At 61.6% G+C, this 19,375-nt stretch carries 17 protein-coding genes; 9 read left to right on the top strand and 8 right to left on the bottom strand.

Translation table 11 applies throughout. The features are described 5' to 3' along the window. The first annotated feature begins 106 nt into the window (after positions 1-106). From BUC40_RS18535 to BUC40_RS18525, 3 genes are all read left to right on the top strand, one after another. On the top strand, positions 107-1,561 hold the full coding sequence (locus tag BUC40_RS18535; protein WP_073267663.1) for a TrkH family potassium uptake protein: 1,455 nt from the start codon (positions 107-109) through the stop codon (positions 1,559-1,561). 104 nt (positions 1,562-1,665) lie between these two features. Next, positions 1,666-1,983, top strand: a complete 318-nt coding sequence (locus BUC40_RS18530; RefSeq protein WP_073267662.1) for an Mpo1-like protein — start codon at positions 1,666-1,668, stop codon at positions 1,981-1,983. A 189-nt stretch (positions 1,984-2,172) separates the two neighbouring features. Beyond that, positions 2,173-3,561: an adenylate/guanylate cyclase domain-containing protein gene (locus BUC40_RS18525; RefSeq protein ID WP_073267661.1), complete on the top strand. Its 1,389-nt coding sequence runs from the start codon at positions 2,173-2,175 to the stop codon at positions 3,559-3,561. Between the two features lie 14 nt (positions 3,562-3,575). On the opposite strand, the gene BUC40_RS18520 is transcribed toward BUC40_RS18525, so the two are convergent. Continuing rightward, entirely contained in the window at positions 3,576-4,613 is a 1,038-nt protein-coding gene (locus BUC40_RS18520) for a glycosyltransferase family 4 protein (protein WP_073267660.1), read from the bottom strand. Beyond that, the gene (locus BUC40_RS18515) at positions 4,610-5,434 is read right to left on the bottom strand and encodes a UDP-2,3-diacylglucosamine diphosphatase (RefSeq protein WP_073267659.1); all 825 of its coding nucleotides are present in this window, start codon (positions 5,432-5,434) and stop codon (positions 4,610-4,612) included. The genes BUC40_RS18520 and BUC40_RS18515 overlap by 4 nt, the downstream gene beginning before the upstream one ends. Positions 5,435-5,629: 195 nt before the next feature. On the opposite strand from BUC40_RS18515, the gene BUC40_RS18510 reads away from it, so the two are divergent. Together BUC40_RS18510 and BUC40_RS18505 are read left to right on the top strand one after the other, a co-directional pair. Continuing rightward, positions 5,630-6,388, top strand: coding sequence for an AraC family transcriptional regulator (locus BUC40_RS18510; RefSeq protein ID WP_073267658.1), 759 nt, complete (start codon positions 5,630-5,632; stop codon positions 6,386-6,388). A 66-nt stretch (positions 6,389-6,454) separates the two neighbouring features. Continuing rightward, positions 6,455-6,790, top strand: a complete 336-nt coding sequence (locus BUC40_RS18505; protein WP_073267657.1) for a tRNA-binding protein — start codon at positions 6,455-6,457, stop codon at positions 6,788-6,790. 24 nt (positions 6,791-6,814) lie between these two features. Here the strand turns inward: BUC40_RS18505 and BUC40_RS18500 are convergent, their stop codons facing one another. The 5 genes from BUC40_RS18500 to recQ form a co-directional block, all read right to left on the bottom strand. Then, positions 6,815-7,108, bottom strand: a complete 294-nt coding sequence (locus tag BUC40_RS18500) for an Rdx family protein (RefSeq protein ID WP_073267656.1) — start codon at positions 7,106-7,108, stop codon at positions 6,815-6,817. Between the two features lie 94 nt (positions 7,109-7,202). Then, positions 7,203-9,317 carry a motility hub landmark protein FimV gene (locus BUC40_RS18495; protein WP_244160669.1) on the bottom strand — a complete coding sequence of 705 codons (2,115 nt, stop codon included), beginning with the start codon at positions 9,315-9,317 and terminating at the stop codon, positions 7,203-7,205. Between the two features lie 237 nt (positions 9,318-9,554). Next, positions 9,555-10,955 carry a DHA2 family efflux MFS transporter permease subunit gene (locus BUC40_RS18490; protein WP_073267655.1) on the bottom strand — a complete coding sequence of 467 codons (1,401 nt, stop codon included), beginning with the start codon at positions 10,953-10,955 and terminating at the stop codon, positions 9,555-9,557. Continuing rightward, positions 10,955-11,389 (bottom strand): MarR family transcriptional regulator, encoded by a 435-nt coding sequence (locus BUC40_RS18485; protein ID WP_073267654.1) that lies wholly within the window; start codon positions 11,387-11,389, stop codon positions 10,955-10,957. The genes BUC40_RS18490 and BUC40_RS18485 overlap by 1 nt, the downstream gene beginning before the upstream one ends. 110 nt (positions 11,390-11,499) lie before the next feature. Then, complete coding sequence (gene recQ, locus BUC40_RS18480; protein WP_073267653.1) at positions 11,500-13,623, bottom strand: DNA helicase RecQ; 2,124 nt, start codon at positions 13,621-13,623, stop codon at positions 11,500-11,502. 280 nt (positions 13,624-13,903) lie between these two features. Here recQ and BUC40_RS18475 point away from each other — a divergent pair, with 280 nt between their 5' ends. From BUC40_RS18475 to BUC40_RS18465, 3 genes are all read left to right on the top strand, one after another. After that, entirely contained in the window at positions 13,904-14,491 is a 588-nt protein-coding gene (locus BUC40_RS18475; protein ID WP_073267652.1) for a UPF0149 family protein, read from the top strand. Positions 14,492-14,507: 16 nt separating this feature from the next. After that, the gene (locus BUC40_RS18470) at positions 14,508-14,909 is read left to right on the top strand and encodes a YbaN family protein (RefSeq protein ID WP_073267651.1); all 402 of its coding nucleotides are present in this window, start codon (positions 14,508-14,510) and stop codon (positions 14,907-14,909) included. A gap of 81 nt (positions 14,910-14,990) precedes the next feature. Beyond that, positions 14,991-15,221 (top strand): DUF6316 family protein, encoded by a 231-nt coding sequence (locus tag BUC40_RS18465; protein WP_073267650.1) that lies wholly within the window; start codon positions 14,991-14,993, stop codon positions 15,219-15,221. 154 nt (positions 15,222-15,375) lie between these two features. Here the strand turns inward: BUC40_RS18465 and pap are convergent, their stop codons facing one another. Beyond that, the gene (gene pap, locus BUC40_RS18460) at positions 15,376-16,869 is read right to left on the bottom strand and encodes a polyphosphate:AMP phosphotransferase (RefSeq protein WP_073267649.1); all 1,494 of its coding nucleotides are present in this window, start codon (positions 16,867-16,869) and stop codon (positions 15,376-15,378) included. Positions 16,870-17,017: 148 nt separating this feature from the next. On the opposite strand from pap, the gene mnmC reads away from it, so the two are divergent. Beyond that, positions 17,018-18,976, top strand: coding sequence for a bifunctional tRNA (5-methylaminomethyl-2-thiouridine)(34)-methyltransferase MnmC2/FAD-dependent 5-carboxymethylaminomethyl-2-thiouridine(34) oxidoreductase MnmC1 (gene mnmC / locus BUC40_RS18455; protein WP_073267648.1), 1,959 nt, complete (start codon positions 17,018-17,020; stop codon positions 18,974-18,976). The last annotated feature ends 399 nt before the right edge of the window (positions 18,977-19,375 follow it).

Raw genomic sequence — 19,375 nt, 5'->3', positions numbered from 1 at the left:
AGCCACTTGTAAAGAGGCCTGAAAGCGCCTGATAACGGGCACCAAGCCAGGTTTACAGCGGTGGTGGCACAGGTAGAATGGCGCCACTTTTTCGCGGACAACACCGATGGCCTGGCCAACCCTACGACTCATCGCGTTCATCAACGGCATTTTCCTGCTCACCGTGGCCGTTGGCATGGTCGGCCCGATGTTCACCCTGTTTGTTTTCGACCGCGCCGCAGAGGTGAGCCCCTTCGTCTGGTCGAGCCTGATCACCTTTATCGCCGGCCTGTCGATGATCGCCCGTGGCCGCCCCAAGGACGTACACCTGCGCCCCCGCGACATGTACCTGCTGACGGTGTCGAGCTGGTTGATGGTGTGCATCTTCGCCGCCCTGCCGTTCATGTTCACCCAGCACATGAGCTACACCGACGCCTTCTTCGAGAGCATGTCGGGCATCACCGCCACCGGCGCTACGGTGCTGATCGGCCTCGACACCATGTCACCCGGCATTCTGATCTGGCGCTCGATGCTGCACTGGCTCGGCGGTATCGGCTTTATCGCCATGGCCGTGGCGATTCTGCCGATGCTGCGCATCGGTGGCATGCGCCTGTTCCAGACCGAATCCTCGGACCGCTCCGACAAGGTCATGCCGCGCTCGCACATGGTCGCCAAATACATGGTGGTGGCTTATCTGGGCATCAGCCTGCTCGGCTGCCTGGGCCTATGGCTGGCCGGCATGAGCTTTTTCGACGCGATCAACCACAGCATGTCGGCGATCTCTACCGGCGGCTTTTCCACCTCCGATCTGTCCCTGGCGAAATGGACGCAGCCGGCCGTGCATTGGGTCGCGGTGGTGCTGATGATTCTTGGCAGCCTGCCCTTCGTACTCTACGTGTCGACCCTGCGCGGCAATTTCGGCGCGGTCCTTGCCGATCAGCAGGTACGCGGTTTTCTCGCCATCCTGTTCGGCACCTGGCTGATTCTCGGTACGTGGTATTACCTGACCACCGACCTGCACTGGCTCGATGCACTGCGCCATGTCGCGGTGAACAGCACCTCGATCATGACCACCACCGGCTTCGCCCTAGGCGACTATTCCTTATGGGGCGGCTTTGCCGGCATGCTGTTCTTCTATCTGGGCTTTATCGGCGGCTGCTCTGGCTCCACCGCTGGCGGCCTGAAGATCTTCCGTTTCCAGGTCGCCTACATTTTGCTCAAGGCCAACCTGATGCAACTGGTGCACCCACGCGCGGTGATCAAGCAGCAGTACAACCGTCACCGCCTGGACGAAGACATTGTCCGCTCGATTCTGACCTTCTCGTTCTTCTTCACCATCACCATCGCTCTGCTGGCCCTGGCGCTGACCCTCTGCGGCCTGGACTGGATCACCGCGCTGAGCGGCGCCGCCAGCACGGTCGCTGGCGTCGGCCCGGGCATGGGCCCGATCATCGGCCCGGCCGGCACCTACGCCAGCCTGCCGGACATGGCCAAATGGCTACTGACTCTGGGCATGCTGCTGGGCCGTCTGGAAATCCTCACCGTACTGGTGCTGCTGATGCCCGCCTTCTGGCGGCATTGATCGGCCGCCGCGGGCCTCTGGTTAATCGGCGCCACTTGCGCCCGTAATCGGCCTAGACTCTGGTAACAGAACAATAGGCCTGACATAACAAGAGGAAGCCACCGATGAGCAGCCAGCCCGATAAGCGTTTCAGCTCCTTCTCCGAGTTCTACCCCTACTACCTGCAAGAGCATGCCAACCCGACCTGCCGACGCCTGCATTACGTGGGCAGCCTGCTGGTACTGACAGTACTCGGCTATGTGCTGATCAGCGGGCAATGGCTGTGGCTGCTGGCCTTGCCGGTCATTGGCTATGGCGTCGCCTGGCTGGGACACTTCATCTTCGAACGCAATCGCCCGGCGACTTTTCAGTACCCGCTGTACTCGTTGATGGGCGACTGGGTGATGCTCAAAGACGCGCTTACTGGACGCATTCGCTTTTAGAGAAAGTGCCCAGGCTAGAGCCTTCACTGACTCGCCTGCCACTATATTGCTGCGCTGCAGCATTGCGCCTTTGCCGGGGTGGTGTGCAGCGTATATGATCGCCATTTTCCGCTGGCCCCGTCCGCACGCCGTTTGCAGCCTGGCGCTCGGTAATGCAGTCGGACTTTCAGCAGGGCTCGCCGTCAGCACATGAATACCACTCTTCCAATCGTACCCAACGGCTTGCCGTCACTGCTCACCCGCGAGTATTACTCGCGGGTGCTGGCCTACCTTGCCGTGGCGGCAAGCGTCGCTGCTGGCACCTATGAGCAGGTGTTCAGCCACGGCCTGCTGTGGATCGTGCCCTATGCGCTGCTCTACCCGCACCTTGCGCATTGGCTGAGCAAGCGCTTTCGCGACGAGCACAAGCACCGCACGCTGCTGACGCTGTTGTTCGTCGATGCCCTGCATTGCGGCGCGGCGGCGGCATTGCTGAGCTTCTCGGTGGTACCCAGCCTGATGTGCCTGCTGATCCTCAGTTTCAGCACATTGATCGTCGGCGGTCTGCGCGACATGGGCCTGGCGCTGCTGGTCGCGTTCAGCGGCACGCTGCTGACCGCCTCGCTCACCGAACTGCATGTGGCGCCCGAAACACCGGCGCTGGTGGCGCTAGTGAGCATCGGTTTCACCATCATGTACATCTGCATCACCGCCTACTTCGTGCACCAACAGGGCATTCGCCTCGCCCAGGTACGCCATCAGATCAAGGGCGAACAGGAAAAGGCCGCGCGCCTGGCCCGCAACCTGGCCAAGTACCTGTCGCCCCAGGTGTGGGAGTCGATCTTCAGCGGCAAAAAGCACGTGCGCCTGGAAACCCAGCGCAAGAAACTTACCGTGTTCTTCTCCGATATCCGCGGCTTCACCGAGCTGTCCGAAGAGCTCGAAGCGGAGGCGCTGACTGACCTGCTCAATACCTATCTCAACGAGATGTCGAAGATCTGCATGAAGTTCGGCGGCACCATCGATAAGTTCATCGGCGACAGCGTGATGGTGTTCTTCGGCGATCCGAGCAGCCAGGGCGCCAAGAAGGACGCCATGGCCGCGGTGTCGATGGCCATCGCCATGCGCAAGCACATGAAGGTGCTGCGTCAGCACTGGCGCGCCCAGGGCATCACCAAGCCGCTGGAGATCCGCATGGGCCTCAATACCGGCTACTGCACTGTGGGCAACTTCGGCGCCGATACGCGCATGGACTACACCATCATCGGTCGCGACGTGAACCTGGCGAGCCGCCTGGAAAGCGCCGCCGAAGCGGGCGAGATTCTGATCTCCCACGAGACCTACTCGCTGATCAAGGACGTGATCATGTGCCGCGACAAGGGCCAGATCAACGTCAAGGGTTTCACCCGCCCGGTGCAGATCTATCAGGTGGTGGATTTCCGCCGCGACCTGGGGGCCACTTCAAGTTATATGGAGCATGAGCTGCCCGGCTTCTCCATGTACCTGGACACCAACGGCATCCAGAACTTCGACAAGGATCGAGTCATCGAGGCACTGGAGCAAGCTGCCGAGAAGCTGCGCGACAAGATCATCATGTGACTCCTGCCGCTCACTCAGCAGCTGCGTACGACGGCTAAGTTGCCGTTCAGCGGCGCACCACTGAGCAGTGGCTGACTGGTCAGAAACTCGACAGCCGACGCCCGCCACGACTGTCTTCCAGCCTCTTGCGCGCACTGCTCACGATCCAGTTCCAGCGCCGCCAGACAGGCCTGGCGCAGATCGTTGCCGAGCACACCCGTGACGCCTGGCACCACCACATCCAATGGCCCTGGTACGGCGAAAGCCGCCACTGGCGTGCCGCAGGCCTGAGCCTCGAGCATCACCAGGCCGTAGGTATCGGTAAGTGAAGGAAACACCAGCACGCTGGCGCGCCGGTAGAAATCGGCAAGCGCCTCGCCATGCTGGTAACCAAAGAACTTCACCTGCGGATAAACCTGCTCGAGCAACTGCCGATGCGGGCCGTCGCCGACCACCCATTTCTCACCCGGCAGTTGCAAATCGAGAAACGCTTGCAGGTTCTTCTCCGGCGCAAGGCGCCCGACGTAGAGAAACACCGCACTCACCGGCACGGGAACGGTTTGTTCTGGCCTAAACAGCCTCGTATCTACCCCTTTGCGCCAAAGTGTCAGGCGCTGCAAACCACACTCCGCCAGCCCATTGCGCAAGCGCTCAGTGCTAACCAAAACGGCCTGGCTGGGGCGATGAAACAGTCGCAGGCAGGTATAGCCCACACCGAGCCCGAGCCAGGGATAGCGTGCCCTCAGGTACTCAGGAAAGCGCGTATGCACCGCACTTGAAAATGCCAAGCCGCGACGCAGCAGCCAGCGTCTGGCGGCCCAGCCCAACGGCCCTTCAGTCGCCAAGTGCACGCAGTCGGGCGCAAAGGCCTCGATGGCCGGGCCGACGCGCCAGAGATTCCACGCCAGGGGAATTTCCGGGTAGCTCGGGCACGGGATGCAGCGAAAGGATTGTGGCGAAAGCACCTCGACCTGATGGCCCATGTCACGCAGCTCGCCGACCAGCGCCAGCAGGCTGGTAACCACACCATTGACCTGCGGCGCCCAGGCATCGCTGACGATCAGCAGCCTCATGCCGCCGGCTCGATGACCGCAATCTTGTCGGCTTGCAGCTGCGCGAGCCGTTGCTGCTCCTCGGCCAGACGGTAGAGCTCGATACGACCATCCGGGTGCTCGATCAGCGCGGTGCAGGACTCGACCCAATCGCCGCAGTTGAGGTACTCGACCTCGCCCAGCTTGCGGATTTCGGCATGGTGAATGTGTCCGCACACCACGCCATTGAAGCCGCGGCGCGCACACTCGTGAGTGATAGCTTCCTCGAAGTCGCTGATGAAGTTCACCGCACTCTTGACCTTGTGCTTGAGGTAGGCGGACAGCGACCAGTAACCATAACCGTAGCGACGCCGCCAGTGGTTGAGCCAGCGATTGAGCACCAGCGTGACGGTGTAGGCCGAGTCGCCGAGAAAGGCCAGCCAGCGGTGATAGCGAGTAATCACATCGAACTGATCACCATGGATAACTAGTAGCCGTCGACCATCGGCAGTCACATGCTCGGCCTCGTCGACCAATTGGATATTGCCGAGCAGCAGCTTCGAATAGCGGCGCAGAAATTCGTCGTGGTTACCGGTGACGTAGATCACCTCGGTACCGCGCTTGCTCATGGTCAGCAAGCGGCGGATAACGTTGGTGTGCGCTTGCGGCCAGTAGATACCGCTGCGCAGTTTCCAGCCATCGATGATGTCGCCCACCAGGTAGATGCGTTCGGCCTGGTAGTGCTTGAGAAACGCCGCCAGATGCTCGGCCTGGCTGTCGCGCGTGCCCAGGTGCACATCAGAAATCCATAACGTGCGCACATGTTTCTTGCGGCTCGGCCTTTCCAGGGGTTCGATGCTCATCGGGCAGTCTCCGGCAGATTTTCGCCGAGCTTGCGCGAGCGCAATGAAATCAATGTGACCGCGGCGTGGCAATTCGATGACTACGGCACTGCCATACCACGCTGAACTCAGTGCTTTCGCCGATTCCCACTCGCCAACGCAGCCAGAAAACCGTTTCACGGAGTAGACTGGCGCGACCGGTCGGGGATTCTAGCCATGCCAACGCTCTTGTCAGTACGCCACTACCATCAGGACATCGTCTGCCACGAGCACGATCACGCCCAGCTGGTTTTCGGCCTGAGCGGCCATTTGCAGTTCGAGGTCGATGGCTTCGGCAGCCGAATCAGCCGGCAGACCCTGGCGGTGGTGCCCGCTGGCTCGCGGCATGCCTGCGACAGCCGCAACGGCAGCGAATGCCTGGTGTTCGACGTCCCGGCAGGTGACTGGCTGGAGCGCCACCTGGGCAATCATGCCGATGCCAGTCGGCGTCTGCTGGAGGCGCCGCAGAAAGTCGAGCTGTCGGTAACCCAGAGCGGTCTGGTCAACTGGCTTGCCGCCAGCCCGATCAACGATCCGCTGGTCGCTCGTCAGGGCTCTATCCTGCTGCTGGCCAGCCTCAGTGCGGAAACCGATGCGCGCCCTACTCTGGGCCTGCCGTTAGGCGCGCTGAATGCCTATATCGAAAGACACGCCGCCCACCCGATTCAGGTGGCCGACCTGGCCAGCTTTGCCGGGCTTTCCGTCGCGCGCTTTCACAATCGCTTTCTCGACGAGACGGGACTGACGCCCATGGCCTACGTGCGTGACAAACGCCTGCGCCTAGGCCGCCAATTGCTGCACAACAGCCGCCTAAGCGTCGGCGACATTGCCGCGCGCGTCGGCTACACCTCGCAGAGCGCGTTTACCGCTGCCCTCTCCCGCCACTTCGGCGAAACACCCAAAGCGCTGCGTGAGCGCCAGCCTTGCGATAAATAACGCCAGTCACGCGACAGCCCTGCCTGCTCGGCGCCGCTAAAGTGCGGCCAAAACAGGAGGCGTTTCATGCAGATCATCGAGTGGCAAGACTTCGAGCGCGTCGAACTACGCGTCGGCACCCTTATCAGCGCGGCGCCTAACGAGAAGGCCCTTAAACCGGCCTATGTGCTGCAAGTGGATCTCGGCGAGCTAGGGATCCGCACGTCGAGCGCTCAGCTCACGGCCCACTACAGCGCTGAAGAACTGATCGGGCGCCAGGTGTTGTGCGTGTGCAATTTCGCGCCCAAACGTATCGCGGGTGTGCGCTCCGAAGTGCTGGTCACGGGGGTCTACGACAACGATGGCAGGGTCGTGATTGCCGGCTTCGACAAACCCTTGCCCAATGGCGCGCGCCTGGCTTGAGCGGCAACACCAAACCGTCCGAATTCAGCGTTCCGCTGGGTGATCGTTGTGGCCCAGGTCGCGAGCTGGATCGATCTGATCGCGGACGCGCTGCTTGAGCTCCTTGGCTTCAGGGAAGCCGCCATCGGCCTTGCGCTCCCATATCTGCACGCCATTGCACTCGATACGGAACGTGCCGCCGCTGGCGGGCTCCAGGCTGACCCTGGCCAAGTCATCGGCGAACGTGGAAAGCAGCTCCTGAGCCAGCCAGGCGGCGCGCAGCAGCCACTGACATTGAGTGCAATAGGTGATGGTCACTTCAGCTTTGCTGGGACTCATGAAAAGACTCCGCTGACAAATCGGCCCACGGCCCTATTTAAGACCAACCATGAAAAAGCGCGGCCGGGCCGCGCTTGGTGTCTTGCCGGAAGAATCAGGCGATACGCGCAAGCAGCTCGCGAGCCTCCTGTTTTTCTTCCTCGTCGCCTTCATTGATCACCTCGTTGAGGATGTCACACGCGGCTTCAAGATCGTCCTGCTCGATATAGGCCATCGCCAAGTTGAGCTTGGTCAGGTTCTCGTGATTGGTGACGAAGCGGTCGCCATCATCGGCCAGGTCCGCTGGCAGATCGTCCAGCTCCAGCCACTCTTCCTGCGGCCCCTCTTCCTCGACCAGCATGGTGCCGGCGAATGGGCTGTTGACGTCGTGGCCGAAAATGTCGGTCGACGGTTCATCTGCGGCCACTGGTGCACCGGCATCAGCGCCAGCGCGCTTCTTGCGTGACGAATTTTCAAAGGGGTTGACCAGATCCCAGTCGGCATCGAGCGACAGGTCATCGAGGTTGAGCTGGAAGTCGTCATCCTGAGACTTGTGCTGAGATGCGGGCACAGGCGCTGCCGCCGGCATCTCATCCAGATCGAGAGTCAAGTCTTCCAGTGGACCGAGCGACTCAAACTCATCAACAGGCTGGGCGAACAACGCCGGGTAACTCGCCTTGAGGGCATCAAGACGAGCACCATCAAAACCAGCTTGACGCAACCGTACTTCTTCTTCGGCGAAGGCAACGTTATTGCCTTGCTGCGCCAGCACTTCAAGCAGGCGGAAACCGATATCCAGCCGCTGTGGGTTGGCCTGCGACGCCTGGCGCAGAACCGATACGGCCTCGCCCAGGCGGCCATAGGCCAAGTAAATATTGGCGGCGTCCAATGGATCCGTGGAGCTGGTATCGGCACGTGCCGCCACCGGGGCTCGCACCGGCGGTGCCACAGGTACCTCGACGGCGCGCGGCTCAACGATAGTCTCCAAGGCCTCCGAGACGGGTGCCTGAACCACCGGAGGTACTACGACCACAGGCTCGCCAATGGTCTCTGAGTCCGGTTTACGCTTGCGTTTGAACACCACTAACAGCAACGCCAACAAGCCCAGCAGGGCTGCCAGCAGCATATTCCACAGGTTCCAGAAACCGTCAGGCGCTGCCGGCTGGGCCGCAGCTGCTGCAGGTGCCGGAGCAGCTTGCGGGGCGGCACTCGGCGCGCTGACTTGCGGTGCAGCCTCGGCCGGCGCAGCGGCTGCGGGTCGCTGGGCGAGTTGTTCGAGCAACTGGGCGATCTGCTGATCGCGCACTTCCATGCGCGTCATCATGTCTTTCAGCTGGTTCTGTACCACCAACAGATCCTGCTGCAGTTGCAGGTTTTCGGCAGTGCGGTTGGCGACTTCTTCCTCGACCCGACGAATCTGCGCGAGCACTTCCACCTGGGGCTCTGCAGGCTGCTGGGGCGCGGTATCGGGGATGATTTCTGCCGGTGCCGCAGGGCGCTCAGGCGCGGCGGAGTCGGCAGGTTTAGCCGGCGCAGTCTCGGCAATCCGGGCATGGTCTGGTAGCAACAGCGAAGCACCAGCGCGCAGGCGATGGATGTCGCCGTTGCTGAACGCCTCGGGGTTGAGCGCATGAATATCGAGCATCAGATCCTGCAGCGACGCCTTATCGCCATCGACACGCAGTTTGGAAGCAATCGTCCACAGGCTCTCACCGCTGGCGACTTGGTAACGCTCGCCACGACTGGCAATCGGCGTGCGGCGCGGCGGAGCGTAGGACGTGAACTGCTGATCGCCCACCGATGCTGCCTGGCTGCTGTAAGCAGACGATGAAGACGGCGGATCGAGCAACACCGTGTACTCGCGCAGCAGCTGGCCGCCCGGACGTTTCAGCTCGACGATGAAATTCAGATAGGGTTCGCGTACCGGCTGGTTGGACACCACCCGCACCACGCTCTTGCCGCCACGCAGCATCGGACTGAAACGCAGGTCATTGAGGAAGTAGACACGATCGACACCAGCGCGGTTGAACGCATCAGCCGGTGCCAGCGCAACCTTGATATCGGAGGCGCTCATGTCGTCCCCTACCGCCAGCAACGCGATTTCGGCGTTCAGCGGCTGGTTGAGTGCCGAATGCAGGGTGATTTCACCCAGCCCCAGCGCTGGCGCCAGCCCAGAATAAAACGCCGACCCAGATGCGAGGCCGATTAGTAAGTGACGAACATGAGTCATAAAAGCTCCCGATAACTCCGCTCGAAAACAATTGCAGCGGCTCGAACCGGGCCGGGTGTTCTGCAAAGTGCGGCGTTGCACAGCGCTGCCTCGGCAAACGCTCCTTGTTTCACCGAATAGTGAGTATGGCTAAAATTCAACGACTTGCGAGTTTCTAATGCACCCATTTCGGCGCGGGTTCAGCATTTGGCCATCATACGCAAAAAGCCAGAAATACGGCTAGTAATGTGAACAACGTCAACGTTGTGACGGCCGTAGATTCCAAGCTGCCAATATCGTCAACGCGAACACTGCGCCCATGAGCCAAAAGCTCTGCTGAAAGGCCACCACCTCGGCAGCAAAATCACCGCCTTCCTGACGATGACGCCACTCCAGAAAAAAGGTCAGCACGTTCACCCCAAACGCCCCGCCGAGCTGACGTACAAAGGTGATTGCGCCCGCGCCATGGGCAATCTGCTCACGATTCAGGGCATCTAGTGCGCCAGTGGTGAGCGCCGGCAATAGCACGCCCAAGCCGATGCGCCCGATGCATGCCCAGAAGCACAACACCAGAAAAGAGGCGCCCGGTTGCAGCCAACCGAGGCCGAAAGCTGACACTGCAAGTGCCAGCAAGCCGCCGACTAGCAGGACAGAAGTCGACAGACGGTCACTCAGACGCCCGCCCATAAACGATGCGACACCCATCACGATGCCGGTAGGCAACAGCAGCAGCCCCGCCCAGCCCGCGCTATAGCCTTCAATGGCCTGCACGTGCAACGGAATGATGTAGGTCGTGCCGTACAGCCCCATACCCAGGGTGAGCGCCACCCAACTGGCCTTGCGAAACCCTGCATGCCGCCACAGCGCCAATGGCAGCAGAGGCTGAGCGCTATAACGGCTGCGCCAGGCAAAACCCAATATGGCCAGAGTGCCGAGCAAACCCGTTACCCATACACGCGGCTGCCCCCAAGGAAAGCGCTGCGCCTCGGCAAGAGCGCCCAGTGCAGCGAACAGGCCGATATTCAGTAGCGTAAACGCCCATAAATCGAGAAACGGTGTACTACGTTCGCGCGCGCTGGGCATCAGAAACAGCCCCGCCAGCATGGCCGCCAGGCACATGGGTAACGGCAGCCAGAACACTGCGTACCAACCGAACACGTCGACCAGATAACCACCGATGGTTGGCCCGAGCGTCGGCGCGATCATCACCCCGAGCCCGTAGGCGCCTAGCGCAGCGCCGCGACCACCACCGGCAAACACCTGAAAGATCAGCACCATGGCCAGCGGCTGGACGATACCGGCACACAGGCCCTGGATAACTCTCAAGGTAATCAGCTGCCAAGCGGCGGTGGCGGTCAGGGCAAGCAATGAGGTGACGATAAATATCGCCAAGCCGGTCTGCGCCGTGGCCCTGGCGCCGAAGCGTGCCTGCGCCCAGGCCGACAGCAGCAGCCCTGAGGTCATGGCGGCGAGAAATCCGGTGGACAGCCACTGCGCAAGCGGCCGGCCGATGCCGAAGTCCGCCATGATCGCCGGCAGCGCGACGTTAACGCTGGTCGAGGCCAGAATCATTGCCATGCTGCCGAGCATCAGCACGACTAGCAGATATTGCGGATAGCGCGGCCCGTAACGTCTCTGCAGCAGAGACAGGTCCTGCATCAACGCCGCTCCAGATTGCCCAGAATGCGTGCGTGAACCTGCTGACAAATGCGCAACTCTTCCTGGTCGATACCAGCGAACAGCTCCTCTCGCAGCTGCGTCGAAATGGCCTCGATCTTCTCGATCAGCGGCTTGGCAGGCGGGCACAGGGCGATCTTCTTGGCACGGCGATCTTCCGGCACCGCATGACGCACGACCAGGCCTTGCGCTTCGAGGCTGTCGAGCAAGCGAGCCAGAGTCGGCCCTTCTACCCCGACGCTCTGCGCCAGCTCACGTTGGGTGGGCAGCTCCGCGAAGCGACCGATATGCAACAGCACCAGCCAGCGCGCCTGGGAAAGCCCCAGGCCGGCGAGGCGTCGATCCAGTTCTGCGCGCCAGGCGCGAGACAATTGCGCCACTTGCATGGCGAAACGATGAGGTTCGGATGGGGACATTGAGGTCACTCTTGGAATTATCAAAAACTAATAATTAGCGAGCTAACCATAGCTTTTAACGGAGAGCAAGATTCCAGTCGCAACAAGATAATCTTGCGTCGCGCGCCTGATCAGGCCTCGAATTCCGCCTGCAGGGCAGCGCGCACGCAATGCAGCACGCCTTCTTCCAGGCGACCGGCGAACAGCGGAGCGATCTCCGCCACCGATGGCAACTCACCTTCACCATCAAGAAAAGTGTCTTGGATTTCGCCCAGCAGATCCTCTGGCAGATCGAGCGCCTGCTGCAGCGAAATCTGCTGTTCGGCGATCGCCTCGGCCAGCAGGCTGTAAGCGCTCTTCTGGCTACAGCCCAGTTGGCTGGCGATCTGCGCCGGCGTCATGCCGGCGCGCGCCAGGCTGACCAACTCGTGGCGTAGATCGACCACCGGCGGCGGTGTCTCATTGCCGGCCAGTACTTCCAAGAAAGCCTCGCCGTAGCGCTCCAGCTTGCGCGCGCCAACGCCACTGACCTTGGCCATTTCCGCCAGCGTGGTTGGCTTGCTGCGCAGCATTTCCAACAGCGTGGCGTCGGGAAAGATTACGTACGGCGGCACGGCATGCTCTTCGGCCAGGCGTTTGCGCAGGGCGCGTAGCGCTTCCCATTGCTCGCGCTCATCGCCGCGCACCAGCTGCCGCGCGGCGCTGCCTGAGGCCTTGGCGCTCTGTTGCGGCTTGAGGTCGCGACGCAGTTGCAAAGTCACCTCACCGCGCAGCAGTGGCCGGCAGGTATCCGACAGCCGCAAGCCGCCATAGCCCTCAAGATCTACATCCGCGAGGCCACGTGCAACCAACTGACGAAACAGCGAACGCCATTCGCCTTCGCTGAAAGCGCCACCAACCCCGAATACCGACAGATGCTGATGACCAAGGCTGCGCATCTTCTCGTTATCGCGGCCCAACAGAATATCCACCAGATGGCCAACGCCGTAACGCTGACCGCTGCGGTAGATAGCTGACAGCGCCTGGCGGGCCGGCTCGGTGGCGTCCCAGGTCTGCACGCCGTCGGTGCAGTTGTCGCAATGCCCGCACGGCTGCGGCAGCTCTTCGTCGAAATAGGCCAGCAGCACCTGACGGCGGCAGCGGGTTTCTTCGCAAAGCGCCAGCATCGCATCGAGCTTGTGCTGCTCGACCCGCTTGTGGCGCTCGTCGCCTTCAGAGTTGGCGAGCATCTGTTTGAGGAAAATCATGTCCTGCAGGCCGTAGGCCATCCAGGCATCAGCTGGCAGGCCATCGCGCCCTGCCCGACCGGTTTCCTGGTAATAGGCTTCCAGCGACTTCGGCAGGTCCAGGTGGGCGACGAAACGCACGTTGGGTTTGTCGATACCCATGCCAAACGCGATGGTGGCCACCATGATCAAGCCTTCCTCATTGAGGAAACGCTTCTGGTTATAGGCGCGCAGCTCGGAGGGCAGGCCGGCGTGGTAAGGCAGCGCCGGGAAACCCTGCTCGCTTAGAAAGCCTGCGACCTCCTCGACCTTCTTGCGCGACAGGCAATAAACGATGCCGGCATCGCCCTTGCGTGCAGCCAGAAACGCCAGCAACTGCTTGCGCGGCTGCTCCTTGGGCACGATGCGGTAGAAGATATTGGGCCGATCGAAGCTGGAGAGAAAACGCTCGGCATCCTGCAAATGCAGGCGATTGACGATTTCCTCGCGGGTGCGCATATCAGCGGTCGCGGTCAGAGCAATGCGCGGCACGTCAGGGAAGAGTTCGGCGAGCTGCCCAAGCTGCAGGTATTCCGGGCGGAAATCATGTCCCCACTGCGATACGCAGTGCGCCTCATCGATGGCGAACAAGGCGATCTGCAACTGCTGCAGGAACGCCAGCATGCGCGGCTGCACCAGGCGCTCTGGCGCCAGATAGAGCATCTTGATCTCACCGCGGCGAATACGCTCGGCGATGTCACGCTGCTGGTCGGCTTCCAGCGTGGAATTGAGTGCCACCGCCGCCACGCCGAGCTCTTCCAGGGTTGCCACCTGGTCATCCATCAGCGCGATCAGCGGGGAAACCACCACAGCCAGGCCATCGCGCAGCAAGGCCGGCACCTGGAAGCACAGCGACTTGCCGCCGCCAGTGGGCATCAGCACCAGCGCATCGCCGCCGCTGGCCACGCGCTCGATGATCGCGCCCTGGCGACCCCGGAAGCTGTCATAGCCGAATACGTCTTTGAGGATGCGTTGCGCCTGCTCGAGCATGTAGGGTCTCCGAATCAAGCGGCGCATTATACGCACCTGCGCCGCCAGATGCGGCTTTGGCGCCGTCTCTATTAGCTGCAACTCTGGCTGGATGAGCCGGTCTGCACTTGCAGACTATTGGAAAACGCAATCGTGGCCCGGCGATAACAGGTAAGAACGCGCATGTGTAAGTTGCACATGATCATTCTTTACCTACGTTCAACGGAGCAACGGCAACGCAGATAGTTTTCGAACAGCCTGCTAGAATCCAGCCTCGTTTACTTCACCAAGGTAGCCACTGATGTCCTTCGCCGAGCAACTGTCCCGCCTGCAAGCCTTCCTCGATGCCGATGATCTGCACGAAGAGGCTCTGGACTATGTCGCCGCCCATGGCTATCTGACGGCCCTGTCCATTTGTCCGGAAAAAGTCGAGCCACGCGAGTGGATCGACGCCCTGTTCTCCGAGCCGCCGCACTACCGCAGCGACGAGGAGCGCGACGATATCGAAGCCACGCTGATCCAGTTGCAGGCGCACATCGCTCGCCAGCTGGCTAGTGACGATGAGCCGGAAGTGCCGTGCGACCTGGACCTGGGCGAAGTACCAGATGATTCCGATCTGCGCGGCTGGTGCATCGGCTTCATGGAAGGCGTGTTCCTGCGCGAAAGCGTGTGGTTCGACGATGCCGAAGACGAAGTCAGCGAGCTGCTGCTGCCGATCATGGTCGGCTCCGGCTTGTTCGACGAGCAGCCAGAGTTCGCCGAAATCGCTCGCGACCGCGACTTGGTCGATAGCATGGTCGATCAGATCCCGGAACTGCTGACCGCGCTGTTCCTGCTGTGCAACGCGCCTGACGAAAAGCCGGCGCTGCTCAAACCTCGCCCTCATTGATGGCGACGCCATCGACATGGCGCGCGAACCCTTCGAAACGCGCAACCCGGTGTTGCGCTACAGCCTGCTGGCAATCGGCTGGCTGAGCGTCGCGCTGGGTGTGATCGGTATTTTCCTGCCCGTACTGCCCACCACACCATTCTTACTGCTGGCCGCTGCCTGCTTCATGCGTAGTTCGCGGCGCTTTTATCTGTGGCTGGTCGAGCACCCCCGGCTCGGCCCGTGGATTCGCGATTACCTCAACGGCGAAGGCATACCGCGCAAGGCCAAGGTCTACGCCATAGGCCTGATGTGGCTGAGCATCGGTATCTCCTGCGCGCTGGTGCCGCTGATCTGGGCACGCCTGTTCATGCTCACCAGCGCCGTGCTGGTCAGCCTGTACATTCTCAAACAGAAGACGCTGCCGGATCGCCGCTGAAAGCTACCTGTGCAGTTATGCCTGCGAATTCGCAACGCAAAGCTACACTTCACGGAGCTTGGCCTACCCGAGGCACTCTCCATGGCAACCACCCAGCGCGCACAAGACACCAGCCGGACCACCTACTACCGCAGTGAGCGGGTCAGCACCATCAACGGTCGGTTCTTCTTCAGTACCCGTGAGGGAACCCTGGAAGGCCCCTACTTCTCCCGCGACGAAGCCGAGCGCAATATTCCGCGCTATATCGATCGCATGCTGCAGTCCCAGGCAATTCTGGACAGCCGCAATCGCGAGAACGACCCGGGCGGGTAAGCGCTGCGGCTGCGAACATCGCCTCTAGAGATCAATGCCTGGCCTTTTCGAACGCTGCCTCCAGACGTAGGGTGGATGACGCTTTTTTCATCCACCATTGCGATTGTAAAGCGGTGGACGGATGAAGCGTCGTCCACCCTACGCCTGCTAAAGATCAATGCCTGGCCCTCTCGAACGCCGCTTCCAGCGCGTCATTGATGGTGCGCAGCACCTTGACCCGGGCGAACTGCTTGTCATTGGCCTCGACCAGCGTCCACGGCGCAAGGCGGGTACTGGTGCGGTCGACCATGTCGCCAACCGCCTCACGATACAGCGACCATTTCTCTCGGTTGCGCCAGTCTTCCTCGGTAATCTTGAAGCGCTTGACCGGGTTGCTCTCCCGCTCGCGAAAACGCTGCAGCTGGGTGTCTTCGTCGATAGCCAGCCAGAATTTCACCAGCACCACGCCGGCATTGCTCAGCTGTTCCTCGAAGTCATTGATCTCGCCGTAAGCACGCAGCCAATCTTCGGGCGCACAAAAGCCCTCGACTCGTTCGACCAGCACCCGGCCGTACCAGGAGCGGTCGAACACGGTGAACTTGCCGCGCGCCGGAACGTGTCGCCAGAAACGCCAGAGGTACGGCTGAGCGCGCTCCTCTTCGGTCGGCGCCGCGACCGGCACGATGCGGTACTGGCGCGGATCCAGCGCTGCAGCGACGCGGCGAATCGCACCACCCTTGCCCGCCGCATCATTGCCCTCGAATACCGCTACCAAAGCGTGGCGACGCATGCGCTTATCACGCATCAGCTGCGCCAGACGTGCCTGCTCGCGCGCCAGCTGTTCACGGTAGTCGGCCTTGGCGAGGTTCAGACTCATATCCAGGCTATCGAGCAGGCTGCGTTGGTCGGTGCGCGTCATCAGCGGCGTGGCATGTGGTAATGGCGCCCGCTCTGCGCTGCTGCGCAAGGCGGCCTGCAAGCCTTCGAGCAGAATGCGCCCGACCGTCAGGCTGCGGTAATTAGCGTCGGCGCCGGCGACGATATACCAGGGCGAATAATCACGGCTGGTACGCCGCAGCACGTCTTCGCCAGCGCGCACGAACTTGTCGTAGGTCTTCGATTGCTGCCAGTCCAGCGGGCTCAGGCGCCAGCTGTGCATGGGGTCGTCCTGTAGGGTCTTGAGCCGTGTGAGCATCTGTTTTTTAGAGAGATGAAACCAGAACTTGAAGATCAGCGTGCCTTCGTTGCAAAGCATCTGCTCGAGACCCAGCGCGCCTTCGATGGCGCTGTTGAGTTGATCCTTTTTCAGGTCACCGTGCACCCGGCCTTGCAGCATCTGGCTGTACCAATTACCGAAGAAGATGCCGATGCGCCCCTTGGGTGGCAACTGCCGCCAGTAACGCCAAGCGGCCGGTCGGGCCAGTTCCTCGTCGGTCTGTTGGTCGAAGGTGCTGACCTGAATAAGACGCGGGTCCATCCACTCGTTGAGCAGTTTCACCGTCTCGCCCTTGCCTGCGCCCTCAATGCCGTTGATGAGGATGATCACCGCATGGCGACCCTGCTCGCGCAGCGCGTACTGCACGTCGAGCAGTGCCTCGCGCAGTACCTGCTCCTCGGCATCGAAGGTGGCCTTGTCAATGACGTGGTCGATCTCGGCGGACTCGAACATATGCACCTCTCCCTGAACGGTTTGCGAAGACTGCGGCCGTTGGCTGTTCTGCGCAAGCCACCCGAAAGAACACGTAGGTGATGCTGCGTGCCACAGGGCGATCATCGCCCTGCTAGAATCGCCGCCCTGTCTGCTCCGGAACCGCGCGATGGCCGATCAACATGCCCAACTCGACTGGAATGACCAGGGCCACCCCCTGTCACGCCAGTATGACGATGTCTATTTCTCCCGGGAAAACGGCCTGGACGAAACGCGCTACGTGTTCCTGAACAACAACGATCTGCCACAGCGTTTCACCGCACTGCAAAGCGGCGAGCAGATGGTCATCGGCGAAACCGGGTTCGGCACCGGTATGAACTTCTTGTGCGCCTGGGAGCTTTTCGAACAGCTGGCGCCAGCTGGGGCACGACTGCATTTCGTCAGCGCGGAAAAGCATCCGCTCACCCAGACGGACCTGCGGCGCGCGCTTGCTCTGTGGCCTTCGCTGCAGCGCTACAGCGATCAACTGCTTGCTGCCTACCGCGCTATCAACCCAGGTTTTCAGCGGCTGGTCTTTGAAGACGGCCGCGTGGTGCTGACGCTGCTGATCGGCGATGCGCTGACCATGCTGCCGCAGCTCGATGCGCGTATCGACGCCTGGTTTCTCGATGGATTCGCGCCTTCGAAAAATCCCGAAATGTGGGCTCCGGAGCTGTTCGCGCAACTGGCGCGACTGAGCGCTCCGGGCACCACGCTTGGCACCTTTACCTCTACCGGCTATGTACGGCGCGCCCTTATCGAAGCCGGCTTCACGATGAAACGCGTGCCGGGGCTCGGCAAAAAATGGGAAGTCATGCGCGGAGCCTTCACCGGAACCGCAACGCAGCAGACCAAGCCCTGGTTCGCTCGGCCGAGCGCACGCCACTCGCAGCGAAATGCCCTGGTAATCGGTGCCGGGCTCGCCGGTTGCGCCACTGCCGCCAGCCTGGCCAAAAGGGGCTGGCAGGTCACGGTGCTGGAGCGCCATGGCGCAGCCGCCCAGGAAGCCTCAGGCAACCCTCAGGGCGTTCTCTACCTCAAGCTTTCTGCCCACGGTACGGCACTGTCGCGGCTGATCGTCGATGGCTTTGGCTACACCCGCCGACTACTCGAGCGCTTGCATAAAGGCCAGGACTGGGATGATTGCGGCGTGCTGCAGCTGGCATTCGACGAGCGCGAAGCCGAGCGCCAGGCCAAGCTTGCCGCCGCCTTCGCACCGCAATTGCTGACCAGCCTGGATCGCCAACAGGCCGAGCAACGTGCAGGCATCGCCCTGGCAAGCGGCGGCTTGTTTTACCCCGATGCCGGCTGGGTACATCCACCTGCCCTCTGCACGCACCTGCTCGAGCACCCCAATATCCGCTTGCAGTGCCATGGCGAGGCCTTGCTACTAAGACGTGTCGATCACAGATGGCAGGCGCTGAATGGCGATCAAGTTCTGGCCGACGCCGAGGTGGTAGTGCTGTGTGGCGCCGCGGATATAGTGCGCTTCGAGCAAAGCGCACAGCTGTCACTCAAACGCATCCGCGGGCAGATCAGCCGCTTGCCCGCCTCGCCATCAAGCGCTGAACTGAGCACCGTGGTCTGCGCTGAAGGCTATGTGGCGCCGGTGCGCCAGGGCGAACATACCCTGGGCGCCAGTTTCAATTTCGATAGCGCCGATCTCACGCCCAGCAGCGCTGAACATGCCAGCAATCTGGATTTGCTCAGAGAGATATCCGGCGATCTGGCCGAGCGCCTACAGGCAGACACGCTGGATCCAGCAACATTGCAAGGCCGTGCTGCCTTTCGTTGCACCAGCCCGGACTATCTACCCATCATCGGGCCGCTGGCAGACGCCGGCGAGTTCGCCCAGGCCTACGCCGTTCTGGCTCGCGATGCACGCCAAGTGCCGCAGACACCCTGCTCGTGGCAGGAAGGCCTGTACATCAACAGCGGGCATGGCTCGCGTGGGTTGATCACCGCACCGCTGTCAGGCGAGCTGATCGCCGCGTGGCTGGAAGGCGAGCCGCTGCCCGTCCCTAAAGATGTCGCCGAAGGCTGCCACCCCAATCGCTTCATGCTGCGCCAGCTGATCCGCAAAGGCTGAATAGATAGCGCGCTGGTGGCAGACGGCGCCCCCTCAGCAAGGAGCAGCCTGCCAAATCGCGGGCATGGCCCGTTCCTACAACCGGTAGCGAGCGACCATTCCTCTGGGTTGCAGTCACTCTACTGTGGGAGCGCGCCATGCGCGCGAAGCGATAGTGGACCTTGCAAAGCCAGACTGGATGGGTGAACCCATCATGGCTTATGACCTTTCCCCCAAATAGCTGTCAGGCGGAACCTTCCCTAGGCTGCCAGCGTTCCCCGTGTGGGAGCGGGCCATGCCCGCGAAGCGATTGCAGCCTTTCCACAAAGCCAGAACCATGCAGCCCAAAGGCCACCCTCAGGCCATTTTATTGAACGTTCACGCCGCCTAGGGACTCGAAAAAACTCGAGCGTGCTGCGC

Source organism: Phytopseudomonas punonensis, from assembly GCF_900142655.1.
Classification (GTDB): domain Bacteria; phylum Pseudomonadota; class Gammaproteobacteria; order Pseudomonadales; family Pseudomonadaceae; genus Aquipseudomonas; species Aquipseudomonas punonensis.
This window is presented reverse-complemented; position numbering and strand designations above follow the sequence as displayed.